This is a genomic window from Rhodovulum iodosum, assembly GCF_041020385.1.
Classification (GTDB): Bacteria; Pseudomonadota; Alphaproteobacteria; order Rhodobacterales; family Rhodobacteraceae; genus Rhodovulum; species Rhodovulum iodosum.
This window is the reverse complement of sequence record NZ_JBEHHI010000001.1, coordinates 1,836,230-1,853,698: the sequence shown is the minus strand read 5'-3', so window position 1 is coordinate 1,853,698 and position 17,469 is coordinate 1,836,230. Positions and strand designations below refer to the sequence as shown.

Below are 17,469 nucleotides of genomic sequence, written 5' to 3'. Positions count from 1 at the left end.
GCTCGCGCGTCTGCGGCATCGGGCCGTCCGCCGCGTTCACCACAAGGATCGCGCCGTCCATCTGCGCCGCGCCCGTGATCATGTTCTTCACGTAGTCGGCGTGGCCGGGGCAGTCCACGTGCGCGTAGTGCCGCGCGTCGGTCTCGTATTCAACATGCGCCGTCGAGATCGTGATCCCGCGCGCCTTCTCCTCGGGCGCGCCGTCGATCTGGTCATACGCCCGGAAATCCCCGAAATACTTCGTGATCGCCGCCGTCAGCGTCGTCTTGCCGTGGTCAACATGGCCGATCGTGCCGATGTTCACGTGCGGTTTGTTACGCTCAAACTTTTCCTTAGCCATGATCCAGGCGCCTCATTGATTAGGGGGCCCGGCCGGGCCCGATTCAACATCGCGCGCTCTTTATTGGCTGGTGGGGCAGAAATCAAGCGTCAGTTGGCGCTTTCGCGGGGCCCCGCCGAAGCGGTTTCTCCGAACCATTCCGAGCGGTTCTCCAGCAGCCATCGCTCCATCTGAAGGGCCGCATTGCGCGCCAAAGCGCGCATCTGTTCCTCGCGCGTCCGGGTCAGTCCGCTACCGATCACCGTATCGCCGTCCAGCTCTTCGAAGACGGTCAGCCGTTTGGGCTTGGCGTGCAGCTTGGCGGCCTGGGCGTCGTCCCAGATATTGGCTGACAGCACGAGCACCGATTTCGGCGCCAGCACCACCGGCACTCCGGGCACCGCCAGCGCGTAGCCATCCACGTTCAGTCCGAAATGATAGAGCTTGTCGCCCTGGTAGCGGTCGAAGCGGCGGGCGATCTCTTCCTTGAGGACCGCCTCCCATTCGGCGGCACTGGCCTCGCGGCTGGGCGGGATCTGCTGGGCGTTCCCGGCCACGACGATGTTATGGCCCAGCCGGAAATCGCCCAGCTCGACCATCGGCGGCAGATCGTCCGAGGGTGCGGCGCAGCCGGCAAGGGCTGCCAGAGCAACCATCGCCGCGGCCTGCCGGGTGCGCATCGGACGGTCGCCGTGCCTCGGGAAGGTTCGAAAATTCCTGGCAAGGGTCTTCCAAGAAGTCCGCGCGCGCATGTCCTGCCCCCTGTGCTACCCGGTAAACCGGTTGTCCCGCGGAAAGCCGCGCGGCGCCATGCGGCCCGCGCCCGCGCGTTTGCCCAGCCATTCGGCAAGGTCGGTCTCGGTGCGCGTGCGCCCCGCCGGGTCGCGCCAGATCAACCCCTCGGCCAGGGTGAAGGTGGTGGCGTCCGACAGCCCGCCATCCTTGTATTTCTGCAGGCGTACGCCCTTGCCGCGGGTCATCTCGGGCAATTCCTCCAGCGCAAAGACCAGCACCTTGCGGTTTTCGCCCACGCAGGCCACGTGATCGCCCGCCACCGGCCGGCACACCCGCGCCACCACATCGCCCTTCACGTTCAACACCTGCTTGCCCGCCCGCGTCTGGGCCAGCACCTCGTCGGCGGCCACGACAAAGCCATCCCCGGCCGAGGATGCCAGCAACAGCCGCATCCCGGGCCGGTGGATGAAGAGCGCCACGATCTCTCGGTCATTGGGCAGATCGACCATCAGGCGCACCGGCTCTCCCATCCCGCGCCCGCCGGGCAACTGGGCGACGGGCAGGGTGTAAAACCGCCCGTTCGCGCCGAACAGCACCAGCTTGTCCGTGGTCTCGGCATGGATCAGGAACCGGCCCTCGTCGCCATCCTTGAACTTCAGCGCCGTATCCGGGGCGACATGGCCCTTCATCGCCCGGACCCAGCCCATTTTCGAACAGACCACGGTGACCGGTTCGCGCTCGATCATGGCCTCGAGCGGCACCTCCTCGGCCTCCGCGGCCTCGGCGAACCGGGTACGGCGCGCGCCGCCGGGGGCCTTCTTGCCGAACTTTGCGCGCACCTCGCGCAACTCGTCCCCGATCCTGTCCCACTGAACGGTCTCGTTCTCCAGCAAATCCTCCAGCGTCGCGCGCTCTTCCATCAGCTTGTCGCGCTCGGCGCTCAGCTCCATCTCTTCGAGGCGCCGCAACGAGCGCAGCCGCATGTTGAGAATCGCCTCGGCCTGCACGTCGGTCAGCTCGCCTTCGCCCGACGCGGGCAGGGGCGAGACGTAATCCCTTTCCGATGCCGCGCGCACATGGTCCTTGCCCCAATCCTCGGCCATCAGCGCGGCCTTGGGGTCGTCGTCATAGCGGATGATGTCGATCACCCGGTCGAGGTTGAGAAATGCGACCAGGAGCCCTTCCAGCACCTCCAGCCGGTGGTCGATCTTGGCCATCCGGTGCTGGCTGCGCCGCACCAGCACAGCGCGCCGGTGGTCGAGAAACGCGCGCAGCACCTCTTTCAGCGAACAGACCTTGGGCGTGCGCCCGTCGATCAGCACGTTCATGTTGAGGCTGAACCGGACCTCCAGATCGGACTGGCGGAACAGCGTGTTCATCAAAACGTCCGCATCCACGTTTTTCGAACGCGGCTCGAGGACCAGGCGGATATCCTCGGCGCTTTCGTCGCGCACATCGGCCAGGATCGGCAGCTTCTTGCCCTGGATCAGGTCTGCGATCTTCTCGATCAGTTTGGATTTTTGCACCTGGTAGGGGATCTCGGTGACGACGATCTGCCACTGGCCGCGGCCCAGGTCCTCGACCTGCCACGCGGCGCGCAGGCGCAACGACCCACGACCGGTGCGATAGGCCTGGGCGATGTTCTCGGCCGGCTCTACGACCACGCCGCCGGTGGGAAAGTCCGGGCCGGGGATGTAGTTCAAAAGCGTGTCGTCGCGCGCGTCGGGCGTCTTGATCAGGTGCAGGCAGGCGCCCACCAGCTCGTCTATGTTGTGGGGCGGGATGTTGGTGGCCATGCCCACCGCGATGCCGCTCGACCCGTTGGCCAGAAGGTTCGGAAACGCGGCCGGCAGCACCACCGGCTCTTCCAGCGTGCCGTCGTAATTGGGGCGGAAATCGACGGCGTTCTCGGCCAGCCCCTCCATCAGCGCCTCGGCGGCGGCGGTCAGGCGGGCCTCGGTGTAGCGGCTGGCGGCGGGGTTGTCGCCGTCGATATTGCCGAAATTGCCCTGCCCGTCGACCAGCGGGTAGCGCACGTTGAAATCCTGCGCGAGCCGCGCCATCGCATCGTAGATCGCGGCGTCGCCATGGGGGTGGTAATTGCCCATCACGTCGCCCGAGATCTTGGCCGATTTGCGAAAGCCCCCCGCCGATGCAAGCCGCAGCTCGCGCATGGCATAGAGGATGCGCCGATGCACGGGTTTCAGCCCGTCGCGCGCATCCGGCAGCGCCCGATCCATGATCGTCGACAGCGCGTAGGTCAGATACCGCTCGCCGATGGCGCGGCGCAGGGGCTCGGCCAAAAGTGGGTGCATCTTGGGGTCGTCGGTGGCATCGGTCATGGATATTGTGTATAGCGCCGACAAATCACGGTCCAGAGTCGATTGGGCGGCAGGCAGTCATGGCGCAGAAATCCATCCTGATCACCGGGTGCTCCTCGGGCATCGGCCACGACGCGGCCCATGGTCTGGCCGCCCGCGGCTGGCGCGTCTTCGCCACCTGCCGGCAAGAGGCCGATTGCGAAAGGCTGCGCGCGGCGGGGCTGGAAAGCTTTGCGCTCGACTACGCCGACGAGGCCAGCATCGGCGCCGCGGTCGACGAGGCGCTGTCGCGCACCGGCGGGACGCTGGACGCGCTTTACAACAACGGCGCCTTCGGCTGCCCCGGCGCGGTCGAGGATCTGCCCCGCGGCGCGCTGCGCGAGATCTTCGAGACCAACTTCTTCGGCGTCCACGATCTGACCAACAGGGTAATCCCCGTCATGCGCGCCCAGGGGCACGGGCGCATCGTCAACTGCTCGTCGGTGCTGGGGCTGGTGCCGATGAAATGGCGCGCGGCCTATGTCTCCACGAAATATGCGCTGGAGGGGCTGACCGACACGCTGCGCCTGGAAATGCGCGACACGCCGATCAAGGTGATCCTGATCGAGCCCGGCCCCGTCACCTCGAAGATCAGGGTCAATTCCATCCCGCATTTCGAGAAATGGATCGACTGGCAGGCCTCGCCCCGCGCCCAGCAATACCGCGACAGCCTGCTCAAGCGGCTCTACGAAAGCCGCGGCCCCGACGCGTTCGAGCTGCCGCCATCGGCGGTGACGAAAAAACTGGCCCACGCGCTGGACTCTCCCCGCCCCCGCGCCCGCTATTACGTCACCACGCCCACCTACGTCATGGGCGCGCTGAGGCGGCTCTTGCCGACCTCGGCTCTCGACTGGGTGATCGCAAAGGGCTGATTTCAGGTTCGCAAAGCGCGCCATTCCCGCTATGTCGGCGGGAACGGGAAAGGAAAGGCCATGCTGAACGATCCGCTTTTCATCGTTGTCGCGCTGGCCGCCCTCGCGGTGCTCGCCATCCTGATGATCGGCATCCTGAGCTTCGCCAAGGGCGGCGATTTCAACAAGAAGCACGCCAACCGCATCATGCGATACCGCATCGCGGCCCAGGCGCTGGCTGTGGCGCTGATTCTGCTCTTCGTGGCGCTGCGACGGATGGGAGGCTGAGAATGGTCGTCCTAAACAAGATCTACACCAAGACCGGCGACCACGGCGAAACCGCGCTGGGCGACGGCAGCCGCGTGGCCAAGCACGGCATGCGCGTCACCTCTTACGGCACGGTTGACGAGTTGAACGCGACCGTGGGCGTCGCCCGGCAGCACGCCGATGGCGAGACCGACGCGCGCCTGTCGGCGATCCAGAACGATCTTTTTGACCTCGGCGCCGATCTGTGCCGGCCGGATCTGCACAAGGACGAAGCGGCCGAATATCCGCCGCTGCGCGTGATCGATGCGCAGGTGCTCAGGCTGGAACGCGAGATCGACGCAATGAACGAGGCGCTCGAACCGCTGCGCAGCTTTATCCTGCCCGGCGGCTCGGCGCTGGCCGCGCATCTGCACGTGTGCCGCACGGTCGCGCGCCGGGCCGAGCGCGAGACGGTGGAACTGGCCACCATGGAATCGGTCAACCCCGCGGTGGTGAAATACCTCAACCGCCTGTCCGACTGGTTTTTCGTCGCCGCCCGCATCGCCAACGATGGCGGCAAGGCCGACGTCTTGTGGGTTCCGGGCGCGAACCGCTGAGCTTGAGGTCAGTCGGCGAGCGCATCGCATGAGGCGCAGGGACGCGCCCGCGGCCAGGCTCCATGCCCCGAACCGCCGCGCAACAATCAAAAAGTATCGAGTGGCGGTGTCGAAACATAGTGTCCGGTCGATTTTTGTCTGTTGTCCGGTTTCGAGACTCGCTAACACGTGCCGGAACGACCGACCCGCCCCGCCCGACCGGGGCCGAGACCAAGGAGACACACGCCGATGAAGGTACTTGTGCCTGTAAAGCGCGTGATCGACTACAACGTGAAGGTCCGCGTCAAGGCGGACGGCACGGGCGTCGATCTCGCCAACGTCAAGATGTCGATGAACCCTTTCGACGAGATCGCCGTGGAAGAGGCGATCCGGCTCAAGGAGGCCGGCAAGGCCGAGGAAATCGTCGCCGTGTCGATCGGCGTCAAGCAGGCGCAGGAAACCCTGCGCACGGCGCTGGCGATGGGGGCGGACCGCGCGATCCTGGTCGTCGCCGCCGAGGACGTGCATGACGACATCGAACCGCTGGCGGTGGCAAAGATCCTAAAGGCCGTCATCGAAGAAGAGCAGCCCGGCCTCGTGCTGGCCGGCAAGCAGGCGATCGACAACGACATGAACGCGACCGGCCAGATGCTGTCGGCGCTGCTGGGCTGGTCGCAGGCCACCTTCGCCTCGGGGCTCGAGATCGATGGCGACAGCGCCCAGGTCACGCGCGAGGTCGATGGCGGGCTTCAGACCATCAAGGTGAAGATGCCCGCCATCATCACTGTCGATCTGCGCCTCAACGAGCCGCGCTATGCCTCGCTCCCGAACATCATGAAGGCGAAGAAAAAGCCGATGGACGAAAAGACGCCGGCCGATTACGGCGTCGACGTCACACCGCGGCTCGAGGTGCTGAAGACCGCCGAGCCGCGCGAGCGTCAGGCGGGCGTCAAGGTCGGCTCGGTCGACGAGTTGATCGCGAAACTCAAAGACGAAGCGGGGGTGCTGTAACATGGCCGTTCTTCTTCTTGCCGAAGTCTCGGGCGGCGAATTGCAGCTCGACTCGACCGCCAAGGCCGTGACCGCCCTCAAGGATCTGGGCGAGATCACCGCGCTCTGCGTCGGCAGTTCCGCGAAAGAGGCGGGCGACGCCGCCGCCAAGATCGACGGCGTGGCACGCGTTCTGGTCGCCGAAGACCCGATCTACGGCCATCGCCTGGCCGAGCCCACCGCGGCGCTGATCGCCGGCCTCGCGGGCGATTACGAACACATCGCGGCGCCGGCCACGACCGACGCCAAGAACATCATGCCCCGCGTCGCCGCCCTGCTGGACGTGATGGTCCTGTCCGACATCGTCGGCGCCGTATCGGCCGACACGTTCGAGCGGCCGATCTACGCCGGCAACGCGATCCAGACGGTCAAGACCTCGGACGCCAAGAAGGTGCTGACCGTGCGCACCTCGACCTTCGACGCCGCCGGCGAAGGCGGCCCGGCCCCGGTCGAGGCGATCGCCACCGCCGAGAACCCGGGCCTCTCGGAATGGGTCGCCGACACCGCCGCCGAAAGCGATCGGCCGGAACTGACCTCGGCCGAGGTGATCGTCTCGGGCGGTCGCGGCGTCGGTTCCGAAGACGACTTCGCCCTGATCGAGAAACTGGCCGACAAGCTGGGCGCCGCCGTCGGCGCCTCGCGCGCGGCGGTTGATTCGGGCTACGCCCCCAACGACTGGCAGGTGGGCCAGACCGGCAAGGTGGTCGCGCCCGAACTTTACATCGCCGTCGGCATCTCCGGCGCGATCCAGCACCTGGCGGGGATGAAGGACAGCAAGGTCATCGTCGCCATCAACAAGGACGAAGAGGCGCCGATCTTCCAGGTCGCCGATTACGGCCTCGTGGCCGATCTCTTCGACGCCGTGCCGGAGCTGATCGAAAAGCTCTGAGCGCGATCCACGGACAGCGCGGGCGGCCCGGGCGGAACCGACCGGGCCGTTTCGCGCCCCGCCTCACCCCATCAGCCGGCGGACCGCCGGCGCCAGCGCCAGCGCCGTCTCGGCATGAATCGCGGGCCCCGGCAGCGCCTCGGCCGCCGCCTCCGACATCCGCGGATAGACCATCCCGCAGGTGCCCTCGCCCCGCGCCGCCGCGCTGGGCCGGACGACGACGATATCGGCGAAATGCGGCCGCAGGCTGTCGAGCATCCCGTCATCGACCAAGAGCGGCGCGCCGCACAACTCGCGCCCCTGCCCCGCGTCTTCCGGCGCGCGCTCGCCCAACCATAACAGAACCGTCGGCGCGGCCATCCGTTCGCCCAGCCGGCGCATCCGTGCCGTCCACGCGGTCTTGAGCTCGGCCAGAACGATCCCGAACCGGTCGGGGCAATGGCGCCTGAGCACCGTCAGCAGATGCCCGGTGAAATGAAACTCGGTGAAATCCACCTCGGGGTAGATCGCCGCGAGCAAGGGCGAGGCACGCACGAACCTGTCATTGCGGCGCGGATGCACCGAGTAGAACCGGTTCGACATGTTCTGCGCCCCGAGCACCTGCAAGACCCGCACCGCGGCCTCGTCGGCCAACGCCAGCACGGCGGAATCCTCGATGAAGGAATCGAGCCCGGCATTGACGCTGCCCAGATTGACGACATCCGCCCCGATCTCCTGTTCCAAAAGGGCCGGAAACGGCAGCGCGACGAACTTGCCAAATGTCTCCGTCCCGCCCAGCGCCGCGACGAAGCGCTCAGCGGGCGCGCGCGCCGGCCCGCGGAACTCCAGTTTGGACTGCCCGTACCGGCACGGCGCATAGTCGAGCTTTCCCAGAATCGGGACATCATAGGTCATGGTCCACCCCGTTTTCGCATGTCGAGTCACCCGCGCTCAGCCTCGCGCCCAAGGCGTTGCCAGAGGGTGAAGGGTTGGATTTGAACGGATTGGGCCACGCCCGGCCTTCGGGGTTGCACCTGCAGCAAAGCCGGGCGTATGGTCGGCCCGTCAGGCGCGGGCCGCAGGGATTTCACCAATGGATATCAAAACGGTCGGCATCGTCGGCGCGGGCCAGATGGGCAACGGTATCGCCCATGTGTTCGCGCTTGCGGGCTACGATGTGACGCTCAACGACATCGCCGAGGAAAACCTCTCCAAGGCGCTGACCATCATCGAAAAGAACCTCGACCGACAGCTTAGCCGCGAAAAGATCACGGCCGAGCAGAAGGATGCGGCGCTCGCGCGCATCTCCACCACCACGCGCCTGGCCGATCTCGGCGCCTCGGATCTGATCATCGAGGCCGCGACCGAGCGCGAGACCGTCAAGAACGCGATCTTCGAGGACCTCCAGCCGCATCTGAAACCCGAGACGATCCTGACCTCGAACACCTCGTCGATCTCGATCACCCGCCTCGCCAGCCGCACCGACCGCCCGGAAAAATTCATGGGCTTCCACTTCATGAACCCGGTCCCGGTGATGCAACTGGTGGAACTCATCCGCGGCATCGCCACCGACGAGCCCACCTACAAGGCCCTGCTCGCGGTCGTCGAAACCATCGGCAAGACCGCCGCCTCGGCCGAGGATTTCCCGGCCTTCATCGTCAACCGCATCCTGATGCCGATGATCAACGAGGCAGTCTACACGCTTTATGAAGGCGTCGGAAACGTCCGCTCCATCGACGAGTCGATGAAGCTCGGCGCCAACCACCCGATGGGCCCGCTGGAACTGGCCGATTTCATCGGCCTCGATACCTGCCTGGCCATCATGAACGTGCTGCACGAAGGGCTGGCCGACACCAAGTACCGGCCCTGCCCGCTTCTGACGAAATACGTCGAGGCCGGCTGGCTCGGACGCAAGACAGACCGCGGCTTTTATGATTACCGCGGCGACACGCCGGTCCCCACGCGCTGACCCCCGGCCGCGCGCTGGGCGGCATCGTGTCTGAACTGGGTATTTTTTCCAAGAAGAAGACCATGCTCGCTTCTTCTTGGCACAAATACCCGATACCGCCCGAAGGGCCAAAAGCCGTGCGCCGCAGGCGCTCTATTTGACAGCCGGTCAGGCCAGCGCCAGCGTGCGCTCCTTGAGCCACGCGACGAAGCCGCGCGGGTTGTCCGCCCAGCGTTCGATCTCGGCGCGACCGATGGGGTGGCCGACGATCGGCGCCTGGGGCCGGTTCAGGGAATGCGCCACCTCGTAAAGCAACAGCCCCTGGCGCAGGGTGGCCGAGACGCGGTTGGCCATCTGGTACCAGCGCGAGTTCTGACCGGTAAACCGGACCGGCACCACCTGCGCGCCCGAGCGCTGGATCATCTTGGCGGTGAACGGGTTCCACGCAGCCTCGATGGCCGGGCCGAACATCGTCTCCGAGGCCGCTACCACGCCAGAGGGGAACAACACGATCGTCCCGCCCCCATCGAGGTGCAGCATCGCCTGGCGGCGCATCTCGAGATTTTGCTGCAGCGCGTCCTGCTCGTGCAGAAAGGGCACGGGGATCATGAACTCGTCGATCTCGGCCACGCCGGTCAGCAGCGACCGGGCCAGGATCTTGTAATCGGTGCGCACCCGGCCCACCAGCTCTGCCAGGACCATGCCGTCGACCAGCCCGTGCGGATGGTTGGCGACGACCACCAGCGGCCCTTCGGCGGGGATCCGCGCGATCTGCTCGGGCGGTGTGACCAGGGCGATGCCCATCACGTCGAGGGCCTGGCGCCAGAAGGCCTGGCCGTGGGGCGCGCCCATCCGTTCGAACTGGCGGATCAGGCGCAGCAGCGTCACCTTTCCGGTGGTCCATTCCATCGTGCGGATGATGTTGGCCTTGACCGGGTTGGTAAACGTCCCCGCATAGGACAGGCGGCGGCGGTCGTAGGGGTTTTCGGCCAGCGCGCTGCCGTCGCCCTGGCCGTGCAGATGCGACTGGCGATGGAACAGGATCGGCCTGGGCTGGCTACTTTCCACCAAAGCTGCAAGGCCTCCTTGCCGCGGCTGTCACATCCCTTCTCCGAAGAGGTCGGCGATCAGCTTCTCCAGCGCCTGGGCCAGCGCCTCGGCGTCGGGCCCCTCTATCTGGACCTCAATAAAGCTTCCTTTTGAGGCTGCCAACATCAAAAGCCCCATGATCGAGTCGCCCGACGCGCTCATCCCGTCCTTCGAAACCTCGGCGCGCGCGTCGAAGCCCTCGACCGTTTCGACGAATTTCGCCGAGGCCCGCGCATGCAGGCCCTTTTCGTTGACGATCTCGAAGGTTCTGACGACGGCGCCGCTCATCTTTGTCCTTTCATGCCGCGCCGCCGTCGAAGCAGTCGATATATTTACGGCCCGCGCTGAGCGCGTTCGCCGCGGCCTGTTTGAGAGGAAGGCGGCGCGATTTGGCGAGCTTGATCAGCATCGGCAGGTTGGCGCCGTAAAGGATCACACGGTCCTCGGGCACGCAGGCCAGGATCGACAGGTTCGAGGGCGATCCGCCGAACATGTCGGTCACCACCACCACGCCGTCGCCCGCATCCACCGCATCGGCCGCGCCGCAGATCTCGGCCTGTTTCGCCGCCCGGTCGTCGTCGGGTTCGATCGACACGGCGCGCATGCCCGCCTGTTTGCCGACCACATGTTCGACCGCGGCTAGATATTCCCGGGCAAGCCCGCCATGGGCGACGATGACGATACCGATCACGCGCCCTTCCTCGTAAACCTCACTGGCGCTGCCCGCGCCCGGCGCTCCAATTCTCTGTGCCTTATAGACACCTGCCATCCGGCCTCTGCAAGGGCCTTCCGCAGCCGCTCGGCCACCGCGACCGACCGATGCTGGCCGCCGGTACAGCCCAGCCCGATCGACAGGTGGGTGCGGCCTTCGTCGATATAGGCGGGCAAGAGGAACTGGGTGAGGTCCTGGATACGCTCGAAGAACGGGGCAAAGCGCGGGTCGGCGGCGATATAGTCGGCCACCTCGGGACTTTGGCCGTTGAGCGGGCGGAGCGCCTCGTCCCAGTAAGGGTTCCGCAGAAAGCGGCAGTCGAACACCATGTCCAGACCGTGCGGCATGCCGCGCTTGTACGAGAACGAGTGCAGCGACACGGCAAGCCGCCCCTCGCGGTGCCCGCCGAAGAGCTGGGCGATTTCCGCGCGCAGGTCGTGCAGCGTCAGATCCGAGGTGTCGATCATCAGGTCTGCGAGGTCGCGGATGCGCCCCAGCACGTCCTGTTCGCGCGCCACGCCCTCGGCGGGGCTTTCGGCCGGCGCCATCGGGTGGCGGCGGCGGGTTTCGGAATACCGCCTGAGCAAAACATCGTCGCGGCAGTCGAGATAGAGCAGCTCGGCCTGAACGTCGGGCTCGGCCTTGAGCTGGCGGATCAGGTCGGCCAGGGCGTTGGCGCTGAAATCGCGGTTGCGGGTGTCAACGCCCAGCGCGAGCGGCGGCTCGGAGGCGGGCCCCTCCAGCAGGCGCGGGATCAGCGAGAGCGGCAGGTTGTCGATCACCTCGAAGCGCAGATCCTCAAGCGCGTTGAGCGCGGTCGACCGTCCCGCACCGGACGGCCCGGTCACCAGGACGAGCCGGTGCAGGGGCGGCGGGGGCGTAGGGGCGAAATCTGGCGGCATCACTCGGCGCGTCCGGCGGTCAGGTATTGCACGATGGCTGCTGGGAAATATGGCTGGGCAACGCGCCGAAGCAAGGGCACGCTCCGGCCGCAGAGCGTGAGGCTTCGTCGCGGCGGCAGGCGCTCGGTCTCGTCGCGGGACAGGTCGATCGCCAGCGCCACCGGCGCCGGAGGGGCCGCATCGGCGTTGAGCAACCCCACGAAGCGGGCCTCGATCAGCCCGGCAAGGCGCGGCGGGGCCGAGGCGATCACCCCTGGTCCGTCCGGGCGCAGCAGGGTGCGGTCATCGGCGACGAGCCCTGCTCCCAGCGCCATCAGCTCAAGCGCAAGCGCAGATTTGCCGCTGCCCGAGGCCCCCATGATCAGGACCGCGCGGCCGCCCAGGGATACGGCGCTGGCATGGATGACGGTTTCGGGGCCTGTCTCGGACTGCGCGGTCGGGCCGGCCACGCGCCCCGCCCCTCAGACCGGCAGGCCGACCACGAAACGCGCGCCAAGCGGCTCGGAGGTCACGTCGGCATCGGTGGGGCGGATGTTTTCGGCCCAGATCACGCCGCCATGCGCCTCGACGATCTGCTTGGAGATTGCGAGCCCGAGGCCGGAATGGTCGCCGAACTGGCCGGCGGGGCGTTCCGAGTAAAACCGGTTGAAGATCTTGGTCAGCGCCTGTTCGGGAATGCCGGGGCCGGTATCCTCGACCACGACCAGAACGCGGTTTTCCCGGGTGCGCGCCCAGACCCGCACCGCGTCGCCCGGCTCGCAGAACGAAATGGCGTTGGTGATGAGGTTGACGAACACCTGCGCCAGCCGCGCCTCGAGCCCTTGCAGCAGGATCGGCTCGGCCGGCAGGTCCGAGATGAACTCGACCCCCTTGCCGCGGGCATCCTCGCCCAGGTGTTCGGACAGGTTGCTCAGCAGATTGGAGAGGTTGAACTCTTCCTCCTCCTCGCGCACCAACTCGCTGTCCAGCCGCGAGGCGTTGGAGATATCGCTGACCAGCCGGTCGAGGCGGCGCACATCGTGGTCGATCACGTCCAGCAGCTTTTCGCGCTGGTCGTCGCGTTTGGCCACCCGCAGCGTGCCGGTGGCCGAGCGCAGGCTGGCCAGCGGGTTCTTGATCTCGTGCGCCACGTCGGCGGCGAACTGTTCGTTGGCGTCGATCCGGTCGTAAAGCGCGGCCACCATGCCGCGCAGCGCGCCGGACAGCCGGCCGATCTCGTCGGGCCGGGCGGTCAGGTCGGGGATGCGCACCCGCGCCGGGCTGACCTTGCGGCGGTTCTTGTCGCGGCCGATCTCGGCCGCCGCGGCGAGGTCGGACAGCGGGTTGGCGATGGTCGAGGCCAGCACCAGGCTGAGCCCGATCGACACCAGGATCGCGATCACGAAGAGTTGCAGCACCTGTTCGCGCTCGGTGCGCACCAGCCAGTCGATCTCGCCCGCCGCGCTGGTGATCGTGACCACCCCGGCCACGCGGTCGCCGTCGCGCACCGGGGTCGCCACGGTAAAGAGCGTGTTTCCAAGGGCGTCGAAACCGGTTTCCACCTGGGTACCGTCGCTGACCGTATCAGGCACAAGCGCGCGGCCCAGATCGACGGGCGCCGTGGCCTCGTTGGGCGTTTCGGGCGGCGAGACGATGCTCGACAGCCCGTCCCAGACGAAATTCAGAAGGCTGGTGATCAGGGTCGACTGGCCCTCAACCGCGCCGTTGTCTTCGGGCGCGGTTGGCGGGCGCGGCATGTCCTCGGTGCTGGCCACCACGTTCTGCGCGGCATCGAAAAGGAAGATTTCCACGCCCTCGGCCCGGTCGATGCCGGCCAGCGTGCGCATCGGGTCCACCCCGCCCGAGCCGTCAAGGTTCAGCGGCAGACCCGAGGTCAGTTGTGCCTCGAAGATGTCGGCCACCAGTTCGGCCTGCGACACGAAGCTCGACTCGCGCTGGCTGACCAGCCGGTCGCGCGAAGGATTGAGGTAGAGCACGCCCGCGACCAGGATCAGCAGGCCGAGAACGTTGAAGGTGATGATCTTGCGGGCCAGCGGCGAACGGTTGAGCGAGATGTAGCTGCGCATCTTGCGCCGTTCGCGCATCTCGCTGTCGACGCTGGCCTGGGGCCCCGTCCAATCCTCTCCTAAGACGACACTAGCGTCCCTGGGTTCCTTGGTGTCGCGCACGCGAACCCCCGTCGACCGAAGTTACGAAATCACTCTTCGTTATATCTGTATCCTATCCCATATAACGTCTCGATCGCGGCAAAATCGGGGTCACTCTGGCGCATCTTTTTGCGCAGGCGCTTGATGTGGCTGTCGATGGTCCGGTCGTCCACGTAGACCTGATCGTCATAGGCGACGTCCATCAACTGGTCGCGGCTCTTGACGAAGCCGGGACGCTGGGCCAGCGCCTGCAACAGCAGGAACTCGGTGACGGTCAGGGACACGTCCTTGCCCTTCCAGTTCACCGCGTGGCGCAGCGGGTCCATCGTCAGGTTTCCCCGCACCATGACCTTGCTTTCTTCCGGGTTCGGCCCGTCGTCGGAGGCGATCGCCTCCTGCCGGCGCAGAAGGGCGCGGATCCGCTCCACCAGCAGCCGCTGCGAAAAGGGTTTCTTCACATAATCGTCAGCGCCCATGCGCAGGCCCAGCACCTCGTCGATCTCGTCGTCCTTCGAGGTGAGAAAGATCACCGGCATGTTCGTCTTCTGCCGCACCCTCTGCAACAGGTCCATGCCGTCCATCCGGGGCATCTTGATGTCGAGAACGGCCATGTCCGGCAGGCGCTTGTTGAAGGCTTCCAGAGCCGACTGGCCGTCATTGTAGGTTTCCACCTCGAAACCCTCGGCTTCGAGGGTCATGGAAACCGAGGTCAGGATGTTTCTGTCGTCGTCAACGAGCGCAATCCTAGACATGCGGAATTCCTTGTACTGCTCTTGGTTTTTTGGCAATCTTTGTCCCATTTCGCGCGTTCCGGATCAACACTTATTCACGAATCGCCCATTGCGACCGGTCACGGGGCAGCACAAAATAGCGAATACATTGCCAAATTGCATCACATGCCGGCGTCAGGTTCTTTCGTATGGACGGCCGTTTCGGCAATTTGGTTGCGCTAACGGGCTGAATTCGCCTGTTCTTTCGTCAAACCGTCATGATATAGGGTCGCCACCCTTGGCGCGCGGGACCTCTTGGCATCCCACTTCGGCCACCCGGCGCGGCTACGACACTTGAAAAACGCATCAGGACAGGACGCAAGGAGCTTTCGGATGGAGATCGGACGGGTAAACCCGGCACAGCGCCTGGAGGATCAGGGCATCACCGGGCTGAACAAGGTCTATTACAACCTGATGGAGCCCGCCCTGATCGAAGAGGCGCTGAAGCGTGGCGAAGGGCGCCTGGGCAATGGCGGCGCCTTCCTTGTGGCCACCGGCGTGCATACCGGCCGCTCGCCCAAGGACAAGCACGTCGTGCGCACCCCCGATGTCGAAGACACCATATGGTGGGAAAACAACCGCCCGATGGATCCCGAAGCGTTCGACCGCCTGCATGCCGACATGCTGGCGCATCTCGAGGGCCGCGAGGTCTTCGTCGAAGACCTGTTCGCGGGCGCCGACCCGGCCAACCGTCTGGACGTGCGCGTCGTCACCGAGATGGCCTGGCACGGGCTCTTCTCGCGGCACATGCTGCGCCGTCCGAACCGCGAGGAACTCGACAGTTTCGCGCCCGAATTCACCGTCATCAACTGCCCCTCGTTCAAGGCCGACCCCGAGCGTCACGGCTGCCGCTCGAAAACGGTGGTGGCGATGAACTTCGCCAAGAAGCTGATCCTGATCGGCGACACCGAATATGCTGGCGAGATCAAGAAATCCGTCTTTACGCTGATGAATTACATTCTGCCGGGCAAGGGCATCATGGCGATGCACTGCTCGGCCAACCACGCGTCCGGCAACCCGGTCGACACTGCTGTCTTCTTCGGCCTGTCGGGCACGGGCAAGACCACGCTCTCGGCCGACCCCGCGCGCACCCTGATCGGCGATGACGAGCATGGCTGGTCGGACCGCGGCACCTTCAACTTCGAGGGCGGGTGCTACGCCAAGACGATCAACCTCAGCGCCGAGGCCGAGCCGGAGATCTACGCGACCACGGGCAAGTTCGGCACGGTGATCGAGAACATGGTTTATGACGAAGAGACCAAGGAACTCGATTTCGAGGATGACAGCCTGACGGCGAACATGCGCTGCGCCTACCCGCTGCACTACATCTCGAACGCCTCCGACACTGCACTGGGCGGGCATCCCAAGAACATCATCATGCTCACCTGCGACGCCTTCGGCGTGCTGCCGCCCATCGCGCGGCTGACACCGGCGCAGGCGATGTATCACTTCCTTTCGGGCTTCACCTCCAAGGTCGCTGGCACCGAAAAGGGCGTGACCGAGCCCGAGCCCACCTTTTCGACCTGCTTCGGCGCACCGTTCATGCCGCGCCGCCCCGAAGTCTACGGCAACCTGCTGCGCGAGAAGATCGCCAAGCACGGAGCGACCTGCTGGCTGGTCAATACCGGCTGGACCGGCGGCGCCTATGGCACGGGGTCGCGGATGCCGATCCGCGACACGCGGCTTTTGCTGACCGCCGCGCTCGACGGGTCGCTGAACGACGCCGAGTTCCGCAAGGATCCGAATTTCGGCTTCGAGGTGCCGGTGCGTGTGGACGGCGTGGCCGATGTGCTGCTCGACCCGCGCAAAACCTGGAGCGCGAACGACGAATACGACGCCCAGGCGCAAAAGCTTGTGGGGATGTTCGCCGAAAACTTCGCGCAATACGTGCCCTTCATCGACGATGACGTGAAGGCCGCGGCACTGGGCTGACACCCAGCCACCTTTCGCTACCCTGGCAAGGCCCGGCCCGCGCGCCGGGCCTTTTCCGTGCGCCTACCCGAACAGCCCGCGCCGCACGAGGTTGGCCGCGGCCAGCGCCAGCACTGCCAGCGTCGCCTTGCGGAACCTCTCGGGGTTCAGCCGGTCCTGCACCGCGACGCCCAGGGCCATGCCCAGCGCCGCCGGCACCACCAGCACCGCCGACAGCACCAGCCGATCGCCCGCCAGCACGCCAGAGCCCAGGTGCGCCGCCAGCAAGATCACCGAGCCCACGAGGAACACCACGCCTAGCACGCGCACCATCTCGGCCTTGGGTGTTGCAACGCTCAGCAGATAGGCGATGACCGGCGGGCCCCAGACCCCGGAGATACCCCCGAAAAACCCGCCCAGCAGCCCCATCGCCACCTCGGCCCGGCCACGGTGATGAAGCGGCACGATCAGCTGCCGGCCGAGGAGCTGCGACAGGGTAAAGGCCAGGATCGGCAGCCCAAGCAGCAAAAGCATCGCCCGCCCCGGCAGTACCGTCACAAGAGGCGCGCTGAGGATGATCGCCACCACCATCGCGCCGATCAGCCGGCCATAGCGGCGCAGCATCTTTACCGCCGCGGCCACACCGTGTCTGAACGCCTGCGCCACGTTGGTCGACACCGTCGCCAGGATCAGCCCTGCCAGCGCCGTTTCCGCGGGCAGAAAGCTGGACAGCCCCGAGATCATGATCATCGGCATGGCAAAGCCCACCGCGCCCTTCACGAAACCGGCAAACAACGCCACGCCGAACGCGGCGGCGAAAACGATCGGGTCCAGTCCGGCAATCTGCATTGGGTGCCCCTGTGTTGCATGCCCGCCGGCGCTATATCGCGCTTGCGGTCCCGCTGCATTGCAAAAATTCAGAGCGACATTTTGCTTCAAAATGCCAATAGCAATTGAATTTTTGT

At 66.0% G+C, this 17,469-nt stretch carries 19 protein-coding genes; 7 read left to right on the top strand and 12 right to left on the bottom strand.

Features of this window, described 5'->3' with window-relative positions; translation table 11 throughout:
- The 3 genes from Ga0609869_RS09075 to Ga0609869_RS09065 form a co-directional block, all read right to left on the bottom strand.
- Window positions 1-340: GTP-binding protein (locus Ga0609869_RS09075; protein WP_369022845.1), on the bottom strand; the 340-nt coding region annotated here is incomplete at its 3' end.
- Between the two features lie 89 nt (window positions 341-429).
- Complete coding sequence (locus Ga0609869_RS09070) at window positions 430-999, bottom strand: hypothetical protein (RefSeq protein WP_125403093.1); 570 nt, start codon at window positions 997-999, stop codon at window positions 430-432.
- Window positions 1,000-1,086: 87 nt separating this feature from the next.
- Entirely contained in the window at window positions 1,087-3,396 is a 2,310-nt protein-coding gene (locus tag Ga0609869_RS09065) for a DNA topoisomerase IV subunit A (RefSeq protein ID WP_125403092.1), read from the bottom strand.
- A gap of 59 nt (window positions 3,397-3,455) precedes the next feature.
- Here Ga0609869_RS09065 and Ga0609869_RS09060 point away from each other — a divergent pair, with 59 nt between their 5' ends.
- The 5 genes from Ga0609869_RS09060 to Ga0609869_RS09040 all read left to right on the top strand — a co-directional run bounded on the left by Ga0609869_RS09060 (window position 3,456) and on the right by Ga0609869_RS09040 (window position 7,046).
- On the top strand, window positions 3,456-4,286 hold the full coding sequence (locus tag Ga0609869_RS09060) for an SDR family NAD(P)-dependent oxidoreductase (RefSeq protein WP_125403091.1): 831 nt from the start codon (window positions 3,456-3,458) through the stop codon (window positions 4,284-4,286).
- Window positions 4,287-4,346: 60 nt separating this feature from the next.
- On the top strand, window positions 4,347-4,553 hold the full coding sequence (locus Ga0609869_RS09055; RefSeq protein WP_125403090.1) for a twin transmembrane helix small protein: 207 nt from the start codon (window positions 4,347-4,349) through the stop codon (window positions 4,551-4,553).
- Between the two features lie 2 nt (window positions 4,554-4,555).
- Window positions 4,556-5,128, top strand: a complete 573-nt coding sequence (locus Ga0609869_RS09050) for a cob(I)yrinic acid a,c-diamide adenosyltransferase (protein ID WP_125403089.1) — start codon at window positions 4,556-4,558, stop codon at window positions 5,126-5,128.
- 228 nt (window positions 5,129-5,356) lie between these two features.
- Window positions 5,357-6,118: an electron transfer flavoprotein subunit beta/FixA family protein gene (locus Ga0609869_RS09045; RefSeq protein WP_125403088.1), complete on the top strand. Its 762-nt coding sequence runs from the start codon at window positions 5,357-5,359 to the stop codon at window positions 6,116-6,118.
- Between the two features lies 1 nt (window position 6,119).
- Window positions 6,120-7,046, top strand: coding sequence for an electron transfer flavoprotein subunit alpha/FixB family protein (locus tag Ga0609869_RS09040; protein ID WP_125403087.1), 927 nt, complete (start codon window positions 6,120-6,122; stop codon window positions 7,044-7,046).
- Window positions 7,047-7,109: 63 nt separating this feature from the next.
- Here Ga0609869_RS09040 and Ga0609869_RS09035 read toward each other — a convergent pair whose 3' ends face one another.
- Window positions 7,110-7,940 (bottom strand): DUF6473 family protein, encoded by an 831-nt coding sequence (locus Ga0609869_RS09035; protein WP_125403086.1) that lies wholly within the window; start codon window positions 7,938-7,940, stop codon window positions 7,110-7,112.
- Between the two features lie 178 nt (window positions 7,941-8,118).
- Here Ga0609869_RS09035 and Ga0609869_RS09030 point away from each other — a divergent pair, with 178 nt between their 5' ends.
- A complete protein-coding gene (locus Ga0609869_RS09030; RefSeq protein WP_125403085.1) occupies window positions 8,119-8,994 on the top strand; it encodes a 3-hydroxybutyryl-CoA dehydrogenase in 876 nt (291 codons plus the stop codon).
- 147 nt (window positions 8,995-9,141) lie between these two features.
- Here Ga0609869_RS09030 and Ga0609869_RS09025 read toward each other — a convergent pair whose 3' ends face one another.
- From Ga0609869_RS09025 to Ga0609869_RS08995, 7 genes are all read right to left on the bottom strand, one after another.
- Entirely contained in the window at window positions 9,142-10,044 is a 903-nt protein-coding gene (locus Ga0609869_RS09025; RefSeq protein WP_438826869.1) for a lysophospholipid acyltransferase family protein, read from the bottom strand.
- A gap of 27 nt (window positions 10,045-10,071) precedes the next feature.
- Window positions 10,072-10,350, bottom strand: coding sequence for an HPr family phosphocarrier protein (locus Ga0609869_RS09020; protein ID WP_125403084.1), 279 nt, complete (start codon window positions 10,348-10,350; stop codon window positions 10,072-10,074).
- A gap of 10 nt (window positions 10,351-10,360) precedes the next feature.
- Window positions 10,361-10,753: a PTS sugar transporter subunit IIA gene (locus Ga0609869_RS09015; RefSeq protein ID WP_125403083.1), complete on the bottom strand. Its 393-nt coding sequence runs from the start codon at window positions 10,751-10,753 to the stop codon at window positions 10,361-10,363.
- Window positions 10,750-11,676: an RNase adapter RapZ gene (rapZ, locus tag Ga0609869_RS09010; protein ID WP_125403082.1), complete on the bottom strand. Its 927-nt coding sequence runs from the start codon at window positions 11,674-11,676 to the stop codon at window positions 10,750-10,752. Before rapZ ends, Ga0609869_RS09015 begins: the two co-directional genes overlap by 4 nt.
- Window positions 11,676-12,125, bottom strand: coding sequence for an HPr kinase/phosphorylase (locus Ga0609869_RS09005; protein ID WP_125403081.1), 450 nt, complete (start codon window positions 12,123-12,125; stop codon window positions 11,676-11,678). The genes rapZ and Ga0609869_RS09005 overlap by 1 nt, the downstream gene beginning before the upstream one ends.
- Before the next feature lie 12 nt (window positions 12,126-12,137).
- On the bottom strand, window positions 12,138-13,760 hold the full coding sequence (locus tag Ga0609869_RS09000) for a sensor histidine kinase (RefSeq protein ID WP_125403095.1): 1,623 nt from the start codon (window positions 13,758-13,760) through the stop codon (window positions 12,138-12,140).
- A gap of 113 nt (window positions 13,761-13,873) precedes the next feature.
- Window positions 13,874-14,575 carry a response regulator transcription factor gene (locus Ga0609869_RS08995; RefSeq protein WP_125403080.1) on the bottom strand — a complete coding sequence of 234 codons (702 nt, stop codon included), beginning with the start codon at window positions 14,573-14,575 and terminating at the stop codon, window positions 13,874-13,876.
- Between the two features lie 351 nt (window positions 14,576-14,926).
- On the opposite strand from Ga0609869_RS08995, the gene Ga0609869_RS08990 reads away from it, so the two are divergent.
- Window positions 14,927-16,525, top strand: a complete 1,599-nt coding sequence (locus tag Ga0609869_RS08990) for a phosphoenolpyruvate carboxykinase (RefSeq protein ID WP_125403079.1) — start codon at window positions 14,927-14,929, stop codon at window positions 16,523-16,525.
- 63 nt (window positions 16,526-16,588) lie between these two features.
- Here Ga0609869_RS08990 and Ga0609869_RS08985 read toward each other — a convergent pair whose 3' ends face one another.
- Window positions 16,589-17,353: a sulfite exporter TauE/SafE family protein gene (locus Ga0609869_RS08985; RefSeq protein ID WP_125403078.1), complete on the bottom strand. Its 765-nt coding sequence runs from the start codon at window positions 17,351-17,353 to the stop codon at window positions 16,589-16,591.
- Window positions 17,354-17,469 lie beyond the last annotated feature (116 nt).